Source organism: Massilia sp. TWP1-3-3 (assembly GCF_049897805.1).
Taxonomy (GTDB): Bacteria; Pseudomonadota; Gammaproteobacteria; order Burkholderiales; family Burkholderiaceae_D; genus Telluria_A.
In genome coordinates, this window is sequence record NZ_JAFCWX010000004.1 from 231,477 (window position 1) to 250,862 (window position 19,386).

The window sequence follows — 19,386 nt, forward strand, 5'->3', positions numbered from 1 at the left end:
TTGCTGTCGCCTACCGTAACTTTGTTTTAACGCGGGTTGATTTGATTACTTTTTTCACTGTGGCGCTCTTGCTCACGCCAACAGGCTTGCTTGCATCCTGCGGAATCGTCAGGCCGGCGGAACTGAGCGCCAGGCCATTCGGGTACCGCATGTCGATCGTCTGGATCCCGTCCGGCAGCAGCGCCGCCAGTTGGGGATAAATATTCACCAGCCGGTCCACCCTCTTCTTCAACGTCGTCTTGTCCTGCTCGCGCCCCAGCGCCACGCTCATCCCGTTATCAAGCATGACGGTCCACGCATAGCGACTCGACAAGCTCAATTTGCCAGGCGCCAGGTGCAGCGGCGCAAACCACGCCCGCAATTCTGCAAACCGCGCCAGCACTTCCTTTTCGCTGCCCTCCGGCCCATCGAGCGCCGGCAGTTCGCGATCCTCGTCCGCCTCGGCCAAATTAGCGGTAAACACATCGCCCTTGACCGACAACAGGCGCCCATCTTCGCCCCAGGTGCCGAGCGCCTCATGCTCGTCAACTTCCACAATCAACTGGTCTGGCCATTCGCGCCGCACGGTTGCCTTGCGTACCCACGGCACCGATTCAAACGCGATCCGCACCTGCTCCAGATTGGCCGTGAAAAAATTTCCCTTGATGCGACCGACCACGCCGTTACGCAAGGTCAGCTTGTTCACGTGCTGCAACTCCCTGCCGAACATGCTCTCGACCGTCACTGCGCGCAGCGTAAACATCGGGCGCTGCGAGACCCACCACACGCCTGAGCCAATGAAGGCCAGAACCACCGCGGCCACCAGGGCGCTGGCGATTGCATTCAATGCTCGGACGTCATGCCACATCAGTTACTCATTCCTTGGTCAGCTTGCTCGGTTTGGTCAACTTTAAACGCGCGGAAGCGACGATCTCCACGCACAAATCTTCGTAGCTCATGCCGGTCGCGCGCGCCGCCATCGGCACCAGCGAATGACTTGTCATGCCGGGCGATGTGTTGACCTCGATCAGGAAAGGCTTGTTGTCGCGCTCGCGCAGCAGGATGTCGACCCGGCCCCAGCCCTCGCAGTCGAGGGCGCGGAACGCTTCCACGGCCAGGCGCTCCATCTCGGCGTTGGTGGCGGCGTCAAGCACGGCCGGGCAAAAATACTCGGTGTCGTCGTTGAAGTACTTGTTCTGGTAATCGTAGTTGCCATCGGGGGCGACGATCTCAACGATCGGCAGCGCGCGCGCGTTGACACCACGGCCCAAAACGGCGACGGTAAATTCGCGTCCGGTGACAAATTCCTCGGCCAGCACAATGTCGTCAAAGCCCGCTGCCAGTTCATAGGCCGCTTTCAGTTCGTCCGCTGCGCGCACCTTGGTAATGCCGATGGTCGAGCCTTCGTGCGGCGGCTTGACGATCAGCGGCAGGCCCAGGTCGGCCACCACGGCAGCCAGGTCGGTCGTCTCTGTCAGCGAAGCGTAGCGCGGCGTTGGCAAGCCTTTCATCAGCCAGATCATCTTGGTGTAGATCTTGTCCATGCCGATCGCGCAGGCCATGACGCCGCTGCCGGTGTACGGAATGTTGAGCTGCTCGAGCGCACCTTGCAAGCTGCCGTCTTCGCCAAAGCGCCCGTGCAGCGCAATGAACACGCGGTCAAACTTTTCAGCGGCCAGTTCGGCAATGCTGCGCTGCCCCGGATCGAAGGCATGCGCGTCAACGCCCTTGGACTGCAAGGCCGCCAGCACGCCGCTGCCGGACATGATCGACACATCGCGCTCGGCTGAACGCCCGCCAAACAGCACGCCGACCTTGCCCAGTGCTTTCACATCGATGGTTGGAAATGCGCTCACGTTCAAGCCTCCGTAAAAGAAGTCAGTTTGGCCGGCACGCCGCTGATCGAGCCGGCGCCCATGGTAATGACGACGTCGCCGTCCTGCACCAGGTCCATGATGGTGGCCGGCATGTCGGCAATGGCTTCGACAAAAATAGGTTCGACCTTGCCGTTCACGCGCAGCGCATGCGCCAGCGAACGGCCGTCGGCCGCGCGCACCGGCGCTTCGCCGGCGGCATAGACTTCGGCCAGCACCAGCACGTCGGCTTTGCCGAGCACTTTGACGAAGTCCTCGAACAGGTCGCGCGTGCGGCTGTAGCGGTGCGGCTGGAAAGCGAGCACCAGGCGACGGCCCGGGTACGCGGCGCGCGCGGCGGCCAGCGTGACTTCGGTCTCGATCGGGTGGTGGCCAAAGTCGTCGACCAGCGTAAAGGCGCCGCCCTTGGCAATGGCGATGTCGCCGTAGCGCGTAAAGCGGCGGCCCACGCCCGAAAACTGCTCAAGGCCTTGCTGGGTGGCGCTGTCCTCGACCCCGATTTCGCGCGCAATGGCAATTGCCGAGCAGGCGTTTTGCACATTGTGCAGGCCGGGCTGGTTGAGCACGAAGTCGGTGTCCGGATAGCCGTCCTGGATCACGGTGAAATGCATCTGCAGGCCGATGGCGCGCGCATTGACGGCGCGCACTTCGGCTTCTGCGGAAAAACCGTAGGTCGTGATCGGCTTGGTGACATGCGGGATGATGGCGCGCACATGCTCGTCGTCGATGCACAGCATCACCCGGCCATAAAACGGCAGGCGGTGCGTGAAGTGGACAAAAGCCTGCTTGAGCTTTTCGAAATCGTGCTCATAGGTTTCCATGTGATCGGCATCGATGTTGGTGATGACTTCGATCATTGGGGACAGGTTCAGGAACGACGCGTCCGATTCGTCCGCTTCGGCCACGATGTAGTCGCCCGTGCCCAGCTTGGCGTTGGCGCCGGCGCTGGTCAGACGTCCGCCGATGACGAAAGTCGGATCGAGCCCGCCTTGCGCCAGCACCGACGCCACCAGGCTGGTGGTGGTGGTCTTGCCATGTGTGCCGGCGATGGCGATGCCGCGTTTAAGGCGCATCAATTCACCGAGCATGATCGCGCGCGGCACGATAGGCGTTTTGTGGGCGCGCGCGGCCACCACTTCCGGATTGTCATCCTTGACCGCAGTCGAAGTGACCACGACATCGGCGCCGTCGACGTTGGCGGCCGCGTGGCCAAGCAATACGCGCGCGCCCAGGCTTTCGAGGCGCTGGGTGGCGGCATTGCTGCCCAAGTCCGAGCCGGACACGGTGTAGCCCAGGTTGACCAGCACTTCGGCAATGCCGCTCATGCCGCTGCCGCCGATGCCGACGAAATGGATATTCTTGATTTTATGTTTCATGTCTTGGTTTCAGTCTTATTCAACGATCCTGCCGGCGATCCCGCCAATACTTCGAGTACTGCTGCAATTGCTTCATTGGCGTTGCGCTTGCCCACGGCCAGTGCCGCCTCGGCCATGTCCAGACAGGTGGCGCGCTCGAGCGACGCCAGCAGCGTGGCCATGCTGGCCGCGCTCAATTCACCTTGCGGCACGTGGATGGCCGCCTTTTGCGATGCCATCCAGGTGGCGTTGTCGCGCTGGTGGCTGGTGGTGGTGGCCACGAACGGCACCAGCACGCTGGCCACGCCGGCGGCGGTCAGTTCCGACACGGTGATGGCGCCCGCGCGGCAGATCACCAGATCCGCCTTGGCATAGGCTGCGGCCATGTCGTCGATGAAGTCCACCACGTCCGCCGCGACGCTGGCCTCGGCGTACGACGCGCGCAACGCATCGATGTTTTTTTTGCCCGACTGGTGCGTGACGTGCGGGCGCGCAGCTTGCGGCAGCAGCGCCAGCGCGGCGGGAATGCTGTCGTTGAGGATCTTGGCGCCCAGGCTGCCGCCCACCACCAGGATGCGCAGCGCGCCAGTGCGCCCTTCAAAACGCGCACGCGGCGGCGCCATGTCCAGGATTTCCTGGCGCACAGGATTGCCGGTGACCATGGCCTTGCCGGCGGCGCGGCCAAAATCTGCCGGAAATCCGAACAGCACGCGCTGCGCCAGCGGCGTGAGAGTTTTGTTTGACAGCAGCAGCGCGGCGTCGGCGTTGACCAGCACCAGCGGCACGCGGCGCAGGCGCGCCATCATCCCGCCCGGCACGCAGACATAACCGCCCATGCCCAGCACCACATCCGGCTTGCGCTGGCGCAGGTAGCGCAGGCAGGTGACAAAACTGGCAGTCAGCTTGAAGGCGCCCCGCAAGGTATGTTGCAAGCCTTTGCCGCGCATGCCCTGGAAGTCGATGGTGTCGATCGCGATGCCCGCTTTGGGCACCAGATCCTGCTCCATGCCGTGGGCGGTACCTAGCCAGCTAACTTCCCAGCCGCGCGCCTGCATGGTGCGCGCAATCGCAATGCCCGGAAAAATATGCCCGCCGGTTCCGGCCGCCATGATCATCAGTCGCTTCATGCGCGCCCTCCCCGCATCAGAACGCGGTTTTCATAATCGATGCGCAGCAAGATCGCCAGACCGACGCAATTGAACAGTACTCCGGAGCCGCCATAGCTCATCAAGGGCAGCGTCAAGCCCTTGGTCGGCAGCAGGCCCAGGTTGACACCCATGTTGATAAAGGTCTGCACACCGATCCAGATGCCGATGCCCTTGGCCGCCAGGCCGGCGAACACCTGGTCAATCGCGATGGCTTGGCGCCCGATGTCGAAAGCGCGCTTGACGAGCCAGTAGAACAGGGCGATGACGACCAGCACGCCGGCCAGGCCCAGTTCTTCACCGATCACGGCCATGATGAAGTCGGTGTGCGCTTCCGGCAGGTAGTGCAGCTTTTCGACGCTGGCGCCCAGGCCCACGCCAAAAAATTCGCCGCGGCCAAAAGCGATCAGCGAATGTGTCAGCTGATAGGCCTTGTCGAGCGAATTGGCTTCGTCCCACGGGTTCAGGTAAGCGAACATGCGCGCGCGCCGAAACGGCGAGAGCCAGATGATCATTCCGAATATCACCCCGAGAAGACCCGTAATGCCGCCGAACCAGATGATATTGATCCCGCCCAGGAACAGGATGCCCATGGCGATGCAGACGATCACGCCAAAGGCGCCCAAGTCCGGTTCGAGCAGCAGCATCAGGCCCACCAGGCCGATCGCGCCGGCCATGGGCAAAAAGCCCTTGGTCAGCTTGTGCATGTATTCCTGCTTGCGCACGGTGTAATCGGCCGCGTACAGGACGGCGGCGATCTTCATGATCTCGGACGGCTGCAGCTTGAACACGATCAGGTTGAGCCAGCGCGTGGCGCCGTTGACCGATACGCCCACGCCCGGCACCAGCACCAGGGCCAGCAGGACCAGGGAGCCGACAAACATCATCGACGAATATTTTTGCCATACCTCGATGCGGATGCGGAAGACAAACAGGCCGGCCAGCACCGAAATCCCGATGAACATGGCTTGCTTTTGCAGGAAATAGACGTGCTTGTAGTTGGCGTATTTCGGCGAATCGGGCAGCGCGATCGAGGCCGAATAGACCATCACCAGCCCGAACAACATCATGAGCAGCGTGATCCAGACCAGCGGCTGGTCGTATTCCATCATTTTTGAGGCGCGCGCGCGGGAGCTGGTCAAAGCATCCTTTGACGAGCCGCTAAATTTGAATGGAATCTGGAGCGCCATCAGATGTCCTGTCCCTTTGCCAGCGCCAGTTCGCGCACGGCGCCGCAAAACACTTGCGCGCGGTGCGCGTAGTTGGTGAACATGTCCATGCTGGCGCAGGCGGGCGAGAGCAGCACGGCGTCGCCCGTCAAGGCCAGCGACGCGGCCTTTTCGACTGCTTCAGGCAGCGTGGCGCAGTCGAACATGTCGACGCCCGCCTCTTCAATGGCAGCGCGCAGCTTGGGTGCGTCGCGCCCGATCAGCACAATGGCGCGCACGTAGCGCGAGCACGGCTCGGCCAGCGGCGAAAAATCCTGGCCCTTGCCGTCGCCGCCGGCGATCAGCACGATGCGCTGGGTGGTACCCGACTGCCCACCCGACTGCGCTCCGGCAAAAGCCTTGCCCAGGCCGTTCAAGGCGGCCACGGTGGCGCCGACATTGGTGCCCTTGCTGTCGTCGTAGTAGTCGATGCCTTCAATGGCGGCCACCAGCTCCACGCGGTGCGGCTCGCCATGGTAGTCGCGCAGGCCGTGCAGCAGCGGCGCGAACGGCAGGCCGATGGCGCGGCACAGGGCCAGCGCGGCCAGCGCGTTGGCAGCATTATGCAGACCGCGGATGCGCAACGCGTCGGCCGGCATCAGGCGGCTGATCGTGCTTGGCACGACTTCAGGCGCTTCATTTTTCTTGCGCTTCTTTTCGCTTTCCTCGCCGGCGAGCGCCACGGCCAGCCACAGCACGCCGCGCTCGCTTTGCAGGCCGAAGCTTCCGGCGGCATCCGGTTCGTTGGTCCCGAAGGTGACGTTGTTGCCGGTGGCGGACGCCATCTGCATCACAGCCTGGTCGTCGCGATTGAGCACGCGCACCGTATTGGCGCCGAAGATGCGCGCTTTGTCCGCGCCATAGGCAGCCATGTCGCCATGCCAGTCGAGATGGTCCTGCGACAGGTTGAGCACCGTCGCGGCATCGGCTTGCAGGCTGAAGGTTGCGTGCAACTGGAAGCTCGACAGCTCGAGGATCCATGCCTGCGGCAGCGGCTCGCCATCGACCGCGGCGTCCAGCACTTCGCGCAGCACGTCGAGCGCCGCCGGACTGATATTGCCGGCCACGCGCGTGCGCAAGCCGGCGCGCTCGCACAACAAACCAGTCAGGCTGGTGACGGTGGTCTTGCCATTGGTGCCAGTGATCGCGATGACCTTTGGCGCATAGCCGCGTTCCACCTTGAGCGCGGCGAGCGCCTGGGCGAACAGTTCGATCTCGCTCCAGAGCGGGATACTGCGCACGCCCGCCTCAGGCCCGATCTCGGCCAGTTCGCGCTCAGGCATCAAGCCCGGGCTGACGGCGACAAAATCGATGGTGTCGAGCAGCGCAATATTGAAGGGCGCGCCGGCAAATTCAACACCGGGGACGGCATCGCGCAAGGCCTGCAGGCGCTGCGGCTCCTGGCGCGTGTCGGCAACGCGCACGCGCGCGCCGCAACGGGCCAGCCATTGCGCCATTGCGAGCCCGGTTTCCCCGAGCCCCAGTACCAGTGCGTGTTTGCCGTCGTAGTTCATCGGTCAGCGCAGCTTCAGGGTTGACAGGCCAACTAACACCAGCATCATGGTGATGATCCAGAAACGCACGACAACCTGCGTCTCCTTCCAGCCTTTTTGTTCAAAATGGTGATGCAAGGGCGCCATCAGGAACACGCGACGGCCAACGCCGGTACGCTTCTTGGTGATCTTGAAGACGACCACCTGGATCATCACCGACACCGTCTCGGCGACGAACACGCCGCCCATGATGAACAGGACGATCTCCTGGCGCACGATGACGGCGATGGTGCCGAGCGCGCCGCCAAGCGCGAGCGCGCCCACGTCGCCCATGAACATCTGGGCCGGATGCGCGTTAAACCACAGGAAGGCCAGGCCGGCGCCAGCCATCGCGCCGCAAAAGATCAGCAGTTCGCCCGCGCCTTCAATATGCGGAATGAACAGGTAGCCGGAATACTTGGCGCTGCCGGTCAGGTAGGCGAACAGGCCAAGGGCCGAGCCGACCATCACGGTGGGCATGATGGCCAGGCCATCGAGGCCGTCGGTGATGTTGACCGCGTTGCTGGTGCCGACAATGACGCAATAGGTCAGCGCGATGAAACCCCACACGCCCAGCGGATAGCTGATGGTTTTCACGAACGGCACGATCAAGTCGGCTTTTGGCGGCAGGTTCATGGCAAAGCCGGACTGCACCCACGCGAAGAACAACTCCCACACCTTGGCCGGCGTGGGCGCGGACACCGAGAACGCCAGGTACAGTGCCGCGGCGACGCCGATCAGGGACATCCAGAAGTATTTTTCGCCCGAGCGCATGCCGTTCGGGTCCTGGTAGACCACCTTGCGGTAGTCGTCGGCCCAGCCGACGGCGCCGAAACCGAGCGTGACGACCAGCACCGGCCAGATCAGGCGATTCGACAGGTCGCACCACAGCAGCGTGGACACGCCAATGGCGATCAGGATCAGCACCCCGCCCATGGTTGGCGTGCCATGTTTTTTCAGGTGCGTTTGCGGGCCGTCCAGGCGCACGGCCTGGCCAACCTTGAGCTGGACCAGCTTGCGGATGACCGCAGGGCCTGCGAACAGGCCGATCAGCACCGCCGTGATGGTGGCGAACACCGCGCGAAAGGTGATGAAGTTAAAGACGCGCAGCGGACCCAAGTCCTGCTGAAAATATTGTGCGAGCCAGAGCAGCATGTCAGTGAGTTTCCTTGCTAATGTTGCTAGTGTTACCAATGTTGCTAGTGTTGTCCAGGCCCAGAAGGTGCTGGACCACGCGTTCCATTTGCATGAAGCGCGAGCCCTTCACCAGCACCGTCGTGTCGCAATTGCTGCCAAGGCGTGCGTCGAGTGCGGCCAGTAAATCGTCAAACTGTTCAAAATGGCGGGCACCAAGGGCGACCATGTGGCGCGTCAGGTCCCCGGTGACAAAGACTTCGGCGATGCCGCAGCTGGCCGCGTAGGCGGCGATCTCTTCGTGGAACTGCTGGCCCTGGGTGCCGACTTCGCCCATGTCGCCCAGCACCAGGATATGCGGCAAGGATGACTGCGCAAGCACGTCGACCGCGGCGCGTACCGAATCCGGGTTGGCATTGTAGGTGTCGTCAATGACGGTGGCGCCGCACGCCGCGCTCTTTTTTTGCAGGCGGCCGCTAACGGGCGCGAACGCGGCCAGGCCGCGCTCGATGTCTTCGTCGGCCACGCAGGCGGCCACGCAGCAGGCAATCGCGGCCAGCGCGTTGCGCACATTGTGCATGCCGGCGGCGGCCAGGCGCACCGGGAACTGGCGCGCATCCTCGCCCGCTTCGCGCACGACGACCAGCAGGTCGCTGCCAAATGCGGTGGCGTGGTGGGTGCAGGTTACGCCGCACGAGGCGTCCAGGCCAAAGGTGATCGTGCGCCGTCCGGCGGCCAGGTCGTGCCACAGCGGCGTATAGGTGTCGTCGCCCGGGAACACGGCCACGCCCTCAGGCGGCAGGCCGGCCAGCACCGCGCCGTTTTCCTGCGCCACCGCTTGCACGGTGTGCATGAATTCCTGGTGCTCGCGCTGCGCGTTGTTGACCAGTGCAATGCCGGGCGCCGCGATGGCGGTCAGGCGCGCGATTTCGCCCGGATGGTTCATGCCCAGTTCAATCACGGCCGCTTTGTGCGCGGCGTCCAGGCGCATCAGCGTGAGCGGCACGCCAATTTCATTATTCAGGTTGCCGCGCGTGGCCAGGCGCGCCGGTTCGCCAAAGGCTGCGGCCAACACGGCGGCGACCATTTCCTTGACCGTGGTCTTGCCGTTGCTGCCTGTGACGCCAATCACGGGAATGGCAAACTGCGCGCGCCAGGCGTGGGCGATGTGGCCCAGCGCGGCCAGGGTATCCGGTACGATCAGCGCGGGCAGGGTCCAGCCTGGAGGCAGTTCTTCAGCCACCACCGCCGCCACGCCCTTGGCGGCGACCTGCGCCAGGAAGTCATGCGCGTCGAAGTTCTCGCCGCGCAGCGCGACGAACAGCGCGCCGACGCCGGCGCTGCGGCTGTCCGTCGATACGCTGTCAAACGCAGCGTCGCCCGTCACGGCGGCGCCGGGGATGGATCGTGCCAGTTGTGCCAGCGAGCCGCGCATCAGTGCGTCCTCATCATGGTGGCGCGCGCGGCCAGGGCCAGCGCCGCGTGGTCGGCGTCCGAGAACGGCATTTTGCGGCCCTTGATTTCCTGGTACGGCTCGTGGCCTTTACCGGCCAGCAGGATCACGTCAGCCTTGGCCGCGTGCTTGATGGCCGACAGAATCGCCGCGGCGCGGTCTTCGATGGCCTGGATGGTGGAGCCGGCGTGGCTCGCATCCATGCCCGCGACGATCTGGGCGATGATGGCGCCCGGCTCTTCGCTGCGCGGATTGTCGCTGGTGACCAGCACGTGCTCGGCCACCTGCGCAATGGCGCCCATTTGCGGCCGCTTGCCCGGATCGCGGTCGCCGCCGCAGCCGAACACGCACCACAGCGCCCCGCCGCGCTCGCGCGCAACCTGACGCAAGGCGCCCAGCGTTTTTTCCAGCGCGTCCGGCGTGTGGGCGTAGTCGATGACAACCATCGGCGCATCCTGGCCGCCGACCTGCTGCATGCGGCCCGGGGCCGGCGTCAGCGCCTCAATCGCGTCGAGCGCGCTGCGCAGCACGACGCCTTTGGCCAGCAGCGCGCCCAGCACGGCCAGCGCGTTGGAAACATTGAAATGACCGACCAGGTGGGTCTTGACGCTGGCGCCGCCAAAAGGCGATTCGAGGTGGAAATCGGTGCCCGCGTGACGGCTCTTGAATTGTGAGGCGCGCAGCATCGCCACGCCATCGATATCGGGCTGGGCCGCAACATCGCGCAAGGTGTAGCCGATCAGGGGCAGCGCACTGCCAAAGCGGGTTGTGAGGTGGTTGACCAGGCGAATGCCTGCCGGGTCGTCGAGGTTGAGCACTGCTGTTTTTAATCCTGGCCACTCGAACAGCCGGGTTTTGGCTGCTTCGTAGCTTTCCATGTCACCGTGATAATCAAGGTGGTCGCGCGTCAGGTTGGTGAAGATCGCCACATCGAAATGCATGCCTGAAGTACGTTCTTGTTCAAGGCCGATGGAGCTTACCTCAATCGCCAGTGCCGTGGCGCCCGCTTCGCGTACTTGCGCCAGCTTTTCAGCCAGCAGTACCGCGTCCGGCGTGGTGTAGCCGGTAACGTCGTAGTCAACTTCGCCACGGCCCTTGAACATGCCCACGCCAAGCGTGCCGATGACGGCGGCCGTTTCGCCCAGGCGCGCAAAGGCCTGGCCCAGCCACACCGCGCAAGACGTCTTGCCGTTGGTGCCGGTCAGGCCCACGGTAAACATGGCGGCGTCGGGCATGCCGTTGCAGGCGTGAGCGATGGGGCCGGCGTTTTTTTTCAGGTCGGCCACGGCCAAGTGCGGCACGTTCCACGCCGCGTCCCAGGCAAAGTCACGCCCGTCGAACAGCACGCCGGCAGCGCCCTGCGCAATGGCGCGCGCGATGAAGGCGCGCCCGTCGGCGGTGTCGCCCGGATAGGCAAAAAACACGTCGCCGGCCTTGATGCGGCGCGAGTCGGACGCCAGCTTGCCGCCCGGGGCATTGGCTGCGATCCAGCTGCAGATGTCGTGCATGTGCGCTGCCGGCATCATCACATTACCTCCTCGGCGTCGTCGGTCCCGACGATTTGGGTGACGGTGGAATCGGGCGGCACGTTCAGTGCGCGCAGCGCGTTCGACGCCACTGCGGCAAAAGTAGGCGCTGCCACCTGGCCGCCGAAGTGCTCGCGCGTGCCCGGCTCGTCGATCATGACGGCGATGATGAAGCGCGGATTGGACATCGGCACCATGCCCACGAAAGAACCGATGTACTTGCGCGGCATCGCGTAGCGGCCGTTTTCAACCTTGTACGCGGTGCCGGTCTTGCCGCCCACGCGGTAGCCGGCGACCTGCGCCTGCTTGGCCGTGCCGTCCTTGCCGGACACCACGCGCTCGAGCATTTCGCGCATATCGCGCGCCGTCTGCGGCTTGATCACCTGCTGGCCGACCGGCGGCTCCGTCACTTTTTGGAACGACAGGGGAATCATGTCACCGTTGCGGGCAAAGATCAGGTAGCCGCGCGCCAGCTGCAGCAGCGAGACCGAAATACCGTTCCCGTAGCTCATGGTGGCCTGCTCGATCGGGCGCCACGATTTGTACGGACGCACACGCCCCGCCACCGCGCCGGGAAAGCCGAATTTTGGCTGCTGGCCGAAGCCCGCTTCCGTGAACATTTCCCACATCTCTTGCGCGGGCATGTTGAGCGCAATCTTGGAGGTGCCGATATTGGACGACATCTCGATAATCTGCGCCACGCTGATCACATGGTGCGGCTTGGTGTCGTTGATCGGCGCGCCGTTGATGACGAAGCGCCCGGGGCCGGTGTCGATCAGGCTGGTCGGCTTGACGCGGCCGGTGTCCATTGCCAGCGCCACCGTAAACGGCTTCAAGGTCGAGCCGGGCTCGAAAGTGTCGGTGATGACGCGGTTGCGCAGCTGGGCGCCGGTCAGCTTCTTGCGATCGTTCGGGTCGTACGTGGGCCAGTTGGCCAGCGCCAGCACTTCGCCCGTTTTCACGTCCAGCACCACGGCGGCGCCCGCCTTGGCCTTGAATTTTTCAACCGCGGCCTTGACCTGCGAGAAAGCGATGTACTGAATCTTGCTGTCGACCGACAGCGTCAAGTCCTTGCCGTCGTGCGGCTGCTTGGACTGGCCCACGTCCTCGACGATATTGCCGCGCCCATCCTTGATCACGCGCCGGCTGCCGGTTGCGCCCACCAGGTTCTTTTGCTGCGCCAGCTCCATGCTTTCCTGGCCCGCGTCTTCAACGTTGGTAAAGCCCACCAGGTGCGTCATGACTTCGCCCTGCGGGTAGAAGCGCTTGTATTCCTTGCGCGTGTCCAGGCCCTTGATGCCAAGCTTGTTGATTTCGGCTATCACGTCCATCTCGACCTGGCGCTTCAAATACACGAAGGTGCGGTCCGAGTCGAGCTTTTTGGCCAGGTCGGCATTGCTCATCTCGAGCAGCTTGGCCAGGTGAGCGAGCTTTTCCGGCGACGACTTGAGTACGTCCTCCGGAATGGCCCACACCGCCTTGACCGGCAAGGACGACGCCAGCACCTGGCCGTTGCGGTCCATGATCTTGCCGCGCGTGGCCGGCAGCTCGATGGTGCGCTCGTAGCGATTTTTACCCTGGGAGATCAGGAATTTGTTGGCCGGACTGCCCTGCAGCCACAGGGCGCGCCCGGCCAGCACCGCAAACGAGGCAAACAGCACGAACAGCACCACGCGCGAACGCCAGGTCGGCAGGCTGACCGCCAGCACCGGGCTTTTCGAGAACGACACGCCTTTGGAGGCGGCGACCCGCGAACCTGTCACGCCATGACCGCCGCGCTTCATTTTGCACCTTCCGTCAAATACTGCGTACGCGCCGCCGACAGCGGCGCCATGTTCAAATCGGTGCGCGCGATCTGTTCGATGCGCGCGTTCTTGCCCAGCGTGGACTGGTCGAGCTGGAGCTGGGCCCAGTCGATGTCGAGCTGCTTGGCCTGATGTTCGAGCTTGCCCAATTCAATGAACAGGTTGCGCGCTTCGTACTGCGCGTTCACCAGCGACAGGGCGGACGTCACCAGCACGGCGGCCAGGATGATATTGATCTTGCCGTTCATGAGCGCGCTCCGGCCAAGCGTTCGGCGACCCGCATCACGGCCGAGCGCGAACGGGGATTGGCGTCAACCTCCAGCTCGGACGGCTTGGATTTCGAAATAAGCTTCATCAACGGCTGCGGCAGATCGACCGCGCGGATCGGCAGGCGGCGGTCGGGCTGTTCGACCTTCGCTTTACTGGCCAGGAACTGCTTGACCATGCGGTCTTCCAGCGAATGAAAGCTGATCACGACCATGCGCGCGCCGGGCGCAAGCATGGCGTAGGCTTCGTTCAGGCCTGTTTCCAGGTCTTCAAGCTCTTTATTGATGAAAATCCGGATAGCCTGAAAGGTACGGGTGGCCGGATCCTTGCCCTTCTCGCGGGTCTTGACGACACGCGCCACGAGACTGGCAAGCTGTCGTGTGCTTGAAATTGGCTCGACTGCCCGGCCAGCAGCAATCGCCTTTGCAATCTGAAAAGCAAACCGTTCTTCCCCATATTCGCGTATCACCTTTTCCAATTGTTGTTCCGGCACACTGGCCAGCCATTGCGCGGCCGACACGCCGCGCGTGGTATCCATGCGCATGTCGAGCGGACCGTCGTTGCGAAAGCTGAAGCCGCGCGCCGCGTCATCGACCTGGGGCGAGGAAATGCCCAGGTCGAGCAGGATGCCGTCAACCTGCTGCACGCCGCGCTCGGCCAGCGCGCTGCGCATGGTGGCAAAACTGTCGTGCACGATCTCGAAACGCGGGTCGCCCACCTGGGCGGCGGTGGCGATCGCCTGCAAATCCTTGTCGAAGGCGATCAGGCGCGCGTTGGGGCCGAGCTTGGACAGGATCAGGCGACTGTGACCGCCGCGCCCGAAGGTACCGTCTATATAGATACCGTCGGCGCGCACGCCATCCAGGCTGAGCGCATCGACCGCTTCATCGAGCAGCACCGTTCGATGCTGGAACTCCGGCACCGCCACATTCGTCATTGGCGGGTCCTAGAAAGAAAAATTGGAGAGGACATCGGGCATGCCGCCGGCGACGGCTTCCTGCTCGTTGTCGGACAGCTTGGCGGCATCCCAGATTTCGAAATGGGTGCCCATACCGAGCAGCATGACGTCGCGCGTCAGGCCGACGGCGCTGCGCAGCTCAGGGGAAATCAGGATGCGGCCGGCCGAATCCATCTCGACATCGCAAGCATTGCCGAGGAAAATACGTTGCCAAGCCTTGGCCGACATGGGCCACGCGGCGATCTGTTCGCGGTGCGATTCCCACACCGGGCGCGGGAAAAACAGCAGGCAGCCGTGGGGATGCTTGGTGAGCGTAAGGCGTCCTTCGCACTGAACGGCGAGCGCGTCACGATGCTTGGCGGGGATTGACATCCTGCCTTTTGCATCGAGATTGATTGCGGAAGCGCCTTGAAACACGAAAGTACCTAGCTTGAGAGTTTTTATGACTGCGCTGTTTTGACGCCAGGAGTTGAAAAACCTCCCACAAAACGACACTTTTTCACACTGTCGCCCACTTTAGATGAAGCAATTCCTATGGTCAAGCGAATTCAAACGTGCGAAATGTGAATTTTGCCAATGAAGTCAAGGACTTAGCGAACAGTGTTCAAGCGGTCTCAAGGGAAAATACGCCGATAATCAGACACTTATAAAACACATTGAATGTGCTACCTCATCTATTCACACAAGTTTTGCATGTTCAGCAATAATTAAATAAATTGTATTTGGTTGACATTGGGCAACACATACCCAAATTCCACCCGGGGTCAGTTTCCCCCATTACGACACGGCCTTATCTGTAAACGAGGTTACAGATGAGGCCGTGTCGTAATGGGGGAACTGACCCCGGGTGAGATTTTGGTGATGGAAAATATTTGGGAAGTGCTGGGAACGATGGGCGCGGTGGGGTGCGCGATTTGGGCCGTTGGCCTGGGGGTCAGGCGGCCCAGTTCCGTGAGCGCGCGACCGCTTCGGCCCAGCGCGCCATCAGCGATTGGCGCCGATCGTCGGTCATCGCCGGCTCAAAACGCCGTTCCGCCTGCCATTGCGCGGCGATCTCTTCTTGCGACGCCCAAAACCCCAGCGCCAGGCCGGCCAGGTAGGCCGCACCCAGCGCCGTGGTTTCGGTCACCTTGGGGCGCACTACCGGTACGCCCAGCAAGTCGGCCTGGAATTGCATCAGCATGTCGTTGCGCGCCGCCCCGCCATCGGCCCGCACTTCGGCAACCGGACAGGCGGCATCTTTTTGCATCGCCAGCAGCAGTTCGGCGCTTTGGTAGGCGATCGCTTCGAGCGCCGCGCGCGCAATGTGGCCGCGGTTGGTCCCGCGCGTCATGCCCACCAGCGTGCCGCGCGCGTACGGGTCCCAGTGCGGCGCGCCCAGTCCCGCAAAGGCGGGCACCAGATATACGCCCCCGTTGTCGGGCACGCTCGCGGCCAGGGCTTCAACGTCGCTCGACTTGTCGATGATGCCCAGCCCGTCGCGCAGCCACTGGACCGTGGCGCCGCCCATGAAGACGCTACCCTCCAGCAGATAGTCGGTCTGCCCGCCCACCCGCCAGCCCACGGTGGCCAGCAACCGGTTGGCCGACCGGGGCGCGTGGTTGCCCGAATGCATCAACATGAAGCAGCCCGTGCCATAGGTGTTTTTGACCATGCCGCGCCGATGGCAGGCTTGCCCGAACGTTGCGGCCTGCTGGTCGCCGGCAATGCCGGCAATCGGAATCGGCCGGCCGAACCACTGCCCGGCAGTGCTGCCCACCTCCTCTGCGCTGGACACCACGTCGGCCAGCATCGCGGCGGGAATACGGAACAGGTCGAGCAAGTCCTGGTCCCAGCGCATCAGGTGAATGTTGAACAGCATGGTGCGCGAGGCGTTGCTCACGTCCGTCACATGGCGCCCGCACAGCTTGAACACCAGGTAGCTGTCGATGGTGCCGAAGGCGAGCTCGCCCCGTTCCGCCCTGGCGCGCGCGCCGGCCACGTTGTCCAGCAGCCAGGCCAGCTTGGTGGCCGAAAAATAAGCGTCCAGCTCGAGTCCGGTAATGGCTTGTATCAGCTTGGCGTGGCCGTCCTCGCGCAGCTGGTCGCAGGCGGCGGCCGTGCGCCGGTCCTGCCAGACAATGGCGGGGGCGATCGCTTGCCCGCTCTTGCGGTCCCACACGACGGTGGTCTCGCGCTGGTTGGCAATGCCGATACCGCAAACGTCGGCAACATCGACGCCGTGATCGACCAGCACGCGGCGCGCCACGGCCAGCTGGCTTTCCCAGATGTCGGTGGCGTCATGCTCGACCCAGCCGGGCTGGGGAAAATACTGGGGGAACTCTTGCTGCGCGCTGCCGCATGGCTGGCCCTGGCGGTCGAACAGGATGGCGCGCGAACTGGTGGTGCCCTGGTCGAGGGCGAGGATGTACTTTTTCATGAGTAACCTCAAGGCCGGGCGCAAGCGCCGCAGTGAGCTGGCAAACAGGTGCTGCCGGAAGCTGTCGAACGCTTTTGCGCACGCTTGCGCGCCCCTGCGCAACGGGCCTGCCTTGCAAGGCAGGCTTGGCCCATGTCAGCGGGCCGAAATCAAAAAGTGAAGCAGGCCGATAGGCCGGATTTTGTTACGGCAGTCGCCCTTGCGGGTCCCTGCTATGACAGCCATTCCTCTAGGCGCCGAATTACTCCGGCGCTCAAGCTCCCTACCCGCACGCTCCGCGAGCCGCCTCAACGCGTGCCTATTTGGGATTGCTCCAGATGGAGGTTACCGCGTTTCACCGTAACTTAATACGCTCGTCTCTGTGGCCCTATTCCTCGCCTTATACTCCCCGGCCATACAAGTACGGCCGGTCGGCTTTCAGCGGACGGCCATTAACCGTCATCCTGCTCTATGGAGTCCGGACCTTCCTCCCGCCGACGCATTACGCGCCAGCCAGCGACTGTCTGGCCTGCTTCACGGGCGTATTGTACCGCGTTGGCGACGCGCCAGGGGCGCGCTGCCGTTGCGCCGGTCCGCCATGCCATTCTTGAGCAGTTGCGCGTACTGCTCACCGGCAAGCGGGCGGCTAAAGTAAAACCCTGCCCTTCATCGCACTTCAGTTCGCGCAGGAGCTTGCATTGCTCCTGCGTTTCCACGCCTTCGGCGACCACTTTCAAGTTCATGCTGCGGCTCATGCCGATCACCGCCTTGACGATGATGCCTTTGTCCTGCGGCGAGACCAGGTCGCGGACCAACGACTGGTCGATCTTGAGCACATCGACGGCAAAGTTTTTCAGGTAACTCAGGCTCGAGTAGCCGGTGCCAAAATCGTCCACCACCAGCTGCACGCCCAGCTGCTTCAAGTCGCGCAAGATGGCAAAGCTCGATTCGGCATTTTTCATGAGCACGCCCTCGGTCAGCTCCAGCTCCAGTCGCGCCGGATCAAGATCGGTTTCGTCGAGCACGTCGCGCACGCCGTCGAGAAAGCCCGGCGCACGAAATTCGCAAGCCGAGACATTGACAGCGATGGTGCCCGGATCAAGCCCCGCATCCTGCCACTGGCGCGCCTTGCCGCACGCCTCGCGCAGCACCCAGTGGCCGATCGCTTCAATCCAGCCGCACTCCTCGGCGATGCGCACAAAGCGGTCCGGCATCATCAGGCGCTGCCCGGGCAGGCGCCAGCGCAGCAATGCTTCGGCGCCGGTGATGACCCCGCGGCGCAGGTCGATCTTGGGCTGGAAATGGAGCACCAGTTCGCCGCGGTCTTTGGCGTAACGCAAGCGAGCTTCGAGCATCTGGCGCTCCAGCGCGCGCCGATTCATGTCGCGGTTAAAAAACTGCACCCTGCCGCGCCCCGCTTTTTTGGCGTAATACATCGCGGCGTCGGCATTGCCGACCAGCGTTTCGGCGTCGCGACCGTCTTCCGGATACATGCTGATACCGATACTGCCGGTAATGTGCAGGTGGTGCCCTGCCACCAGATGCGGGCGCGCGATGTCGGCCAATATTCTGCTCGCCGTCAGGGCGATGCCGGCCACCGACTCGTCGTCGCCGCTGATGATGATGAATTCGTCGCCGCCCTGCCGCGCCACGGTGTTGCTGGTGCGGTTGTGGGCGCTCAAACGCTGGGCCATCGATTCGAGCAGCTTGTCGCCCACCACGTGGCCAAGCGAATCGTTGACCAGCTTGAAGTTGTCCAGGTCCAGAAACAGCACCGCCAGTTGGCGCGACTGGCGCGCCGCCAGCGCAATGGCGTGCGCCATGCGCTCGTCGAGCAGCAACCGGTTGGGCAGGCCGGTCAGAACGTCGTGCTGGGCCAGATAGGCCATGCGCGCCAGCATGGTCGCTTGGGCAACACTGGCATCGTACAGCACGATCACCGCGCCGCTCAAGCCCCCGCTGCGTTCGTGCACGGGCGCGACCGACAGTTCGATCGCGGTGGCGCTGCCGTCGGCGCGCATGAGCATCATGCCGGCCGCGCCGCGCACGGGCTTGTCATGCAGGATCGCCTGGCGCAGGTGATCGCAGATGGGCGTATTGGTGAGCGCATCGAACACACAGGCGACTTCGGAAAACGGCCGGCCGTAGGCAAACGCGCGCGGGCAACCCGTCATGCGCTCCGCCACGCTGTTCAGGTAGCCGACACTGCCGTCGAGATCGGTGCTGATGACAGCCTCACCGATCGACTCCAGGATCACCCGGGTACGCTCTTTCTCGACATACAGGTCGGCCTCGACCGCCTTGCGGTGGATAATGTTGGCCAGCGCCTGGGGTATCAAGCTATTGTTGAAATAGCCGTGGAGCAAATACCCCTCCGCACCCAGCGTGACCGCCTCGAACGCCAGCGCCTCATCGGCCTGGGGCACCAGCGCCAGCACCGGCATGCCGGGCGCTGCCGCCAGCAATTGCTCGATCACGGCCACGCCGCTGCAGTCGGGCAGGCAAAGGTCGGCGAGAACGATATCGATGCGTTGCGTTGCGTGGCAAGCTCGCTGAGCGAAGCGGCCAAGGTGCCGGCCGCAACGATGTCGAACGGGCCATCGCGCGAACGCAGCAGCAGACGGCGCAAGTCGGACGCGTCAGCCGCGTGCGCGGTAACAATTAACACGACAGCATTCATGAGTTGGTCACCGGTGGCCCGCTATGCCCGCATCAATTGCAGGCCAACAACCAATATAGAACTGTTTAGGCC

15 protein-coding genes, 1 other RNA gene and 1 pseudogene are annotated in these 19,386 nt (G+C 63.5%); all 17 read right to left on the reverse strand.

The features are described from left to right. Nucleotides 1–10: 10 nt before the first annotated feature. The 17 genes and pseudogenes from ACP7D4_RS05655 to ACP7D4_RS05735 all read right to left on the reverse strand — a co-directional run bounded on the left by ACP7D4_RS05655 (nucleotide 11) and on the right by ACP7D4_RS05735 (nucleotide 19,302). Nucleotides 11–847 (reverse strand): cell division protein FtsQ/DivIB, encoded by an 837-nt coding sequence (locus ACP7D4_RS05655; RefSeq protein ID WP_426208086.1) that lies wholly within the window; start codon nucleotides 845–847, stop codon nucleotides 11–13. 7 nt (nucleotides 848–854) lie between these two features. Continuing rightward, nucleotides 855–1,841, reverse strand: a complete 987-nt coding sequence (locus ACP7D4_RS05660) for a D-alanine--D-alanine ligase (RefSeq protein ID WP_426208087.1) — start codon at nucleotides 1,839–1,841, stop codon at nucleotides 855–857. Beyond that, on the reverse strand, nucleotides 1,838–3,229 hold the full coding sequence (murC, locus tag ACP7D4_RS05665; protein WP_426208089.1) for a UDP-N-acetylmuramate--L-alanine ligase: 1,392 nt from the start codon (nucleotides 3,227–3,229) through the stop codon (nucleotides 1,838–1,840). Before murC ends, ACP7D4_RS05660 begins: the two co-directional genes overlap by 4 nt. Next, on the reverse strand, nucleotides 3,226–4,335 hold the full coding sequence (gene murG, locus ACP7D4_RS05670) for an undecaprenyldiphospho-muramoylpentapeptide beta-N-acetylglucosaminyltransferase (protein WP_426208091.1): 1,110 nt from the start codon (nucleotides 4,333–4,335) through the stop codon (nucleotides 3,226–3,228). The genes murC and murG overlap by 4 nt, the downstream gene beginning before the upstream one ends. Further along, the gene (ftsW, locus tag ACP7D4_RS05675; RefSeq protein ID WP_426104029.1) at nucleotides 4,332–5,543 is read right to left on the reverse strand and encodes a putative lipid II flippase FtsW; all 1,212 of its coding nucleotides are present in this window, start codon (nucleotides 5,541–5,543) and stop codon (nucleotides 4,332–4,334) included. The genes murG and ftsW overlap by 4 nt, the downstream gene beginning before the upstream one ends. Further along, nucleotides 5,543–7,075 (reverse strand): UDP-N-acetylmuramoyl-L-alanine--D-glutamate ligase, encoded by a 1,533-nt coding sequence (gene murD / locus ACP7D4_RS05680; protein WP_426208092.1) that lies wholly within the window; start codon nucleotides 7,073–7,075, stop codon nucleotides 5,543–5,545. The genes ftsW and murD overlap by 1 nt, the downstream gene beginning before the upstream one ends. A gap of 3 nt (nucleotides 7,076–7,078) precedes the next feature. Beyond that, nucleotides 7,079–8,248, reverse strand: coding sequence for a phospho-N-acetylmuramoyl-pentapeptide-transferase (gene mraY / locus ACP7D4_RS05685; RefSeq protein ID WP_426104031.1), 1,170 nt, complete (start codon nucleotides 8,246–8,248; stop codon nucleotides 7,079–7,081). A 1-nt stretch (nucleotide 8,249) separates the two neighbouring features. Further along, a complete protein-coding gene (locus ACP7D4_RS05690) occupies nucleotides 8,250–9,662 on the reverse strand; it encodes a UDP-N-acetylmuramoyl-tripeptide--D-alanyl-D-alanine ligase (protein ID WP_426208094.1) in 1,413 nt (470 codons plus the stop codon). Further along, nucleotides 9,662–11,206 carry a UDP-N-acetylmuramoyl-L-alanyl-D-glutamate--2,6-diaminopimelate ligase gene (locus ACP7D4_RS05695; protein ID WP_426208096.1) on the reverse strand — a complete coding sequence of 515 codons (1,545 nt, stop codon included), beginning with the start codon at nucleotides 11,204–11,206 and terminating at the stop codon, nucleotides 9,662–9,664. The genes ACP7D4_RS05690 and ACP7D4_RS05695 overlap by 1 nt, the downstream gene beginning before the upstream one ends. Beyond that, nucleotides 11,206–12,990: a peptidoglycan D,D-transpeptidase FtsI family protein gene (locus ACP7D4_RS05700; RefSeq protein ID WP_426104033.1), complete on the reverse strand. Its 1,785-nt coding sequence runs from the start codon at nucleotides 12,988–12,990 to the stop codon at nucleotides 11,206–11,208. Before ACP7D4_RS05700 ends, ACP7D4_RS05695 begins: the two co-directional genes overlap by 1 nt. Beyond that, complete coding sequence (ftsL, locus tag ACP7D4_RS05705; protein ID WP_426104034.1) at nucleotides 12,987–13,259, reverse strand: cell division protein FtsL; 273 nt, start codon at nucleotides 13,257–13,259, stop codon at nucleotides 12,987–12,989. Before ftsL ends, ACP7D4_RS05700 begins: the two co-directional genes overlap by 4 nt. Next, nucleotides 13,256–14,215 carry a 16S rRNA (cytosine(1402)-N(4))-methyltransferase RsmH gene (gene rsmH, locus ACP7D4_RS05710; protein ID WP_426104035.1) on the reverse strand — a complete coding sequence of 320 codons (960 nt, stop codon included), beginning with the start codon at nucleotides 14,213–14,215 and terminating at the stop codon, nucleotides 13,256–13,258. Before rsmH ends, ftsL begins: the two co-directional genes overlap by 4 nt. A 9-nt stretch (nucleotides 14,216–14,224) precedes the next feature. Beyond that, entirely contained in the window at nucleotides 14,225–14,653 is a 429-nt protein-coding gene (gene mraZ / locus ACP7D4_RS05715; RefSeq protein WP_426104036.1) for a division/cell wall cluster transcriptional repressor MraZ, read from the reverse strand. 517 nt (nucleotides 14,654–15,170) lie between these two features. Further along, entirely contained in the window at nucleotides 15,171–16,655 is a 1,485-nt protein-coding gene (glpK, locus tag ACP7D4_RS05720; RefSeq protein ID WP_426208097.1) for a glycerol kinase GlpK, read from the reverse strand. A gap of 154 nt (nucleotides 16,656–16,809) precedes the next feature. Beyond that, nucleotides 16,810–17,170, reverse strand: an RNA gene (rnpB, locus tag ACP7D4_RS05725) — RNase P RNA component class A. Between the two features lie 168 nt (nucleotides 17,171–17,338). After that, nucleotides 17,339–19,117, reverse strand: a pseudogene (locus ACP7D4_RS05730) (putative bifunctional diguanylate cyclase/phosphodiesterase); the annotation flags it as partial. Next, complete coding sequence (locus tag ACP7D4_RS05735) at nucleotides 19,108–19,302, reverse strand: hypothetical protein (RefSeq protein WP_426104038.1); 195 nt, start codon at nucleotides 19,300–19,302, stop codon at nucleotides 19,108–19,110. The pseudogene ACP7D4_RS05730 and the gene ACP7D4_RS05735, both read right to left, overlap by 10 nt. Nucleotides 19,303–19,386: the final 84 nt, after the last annotated feature.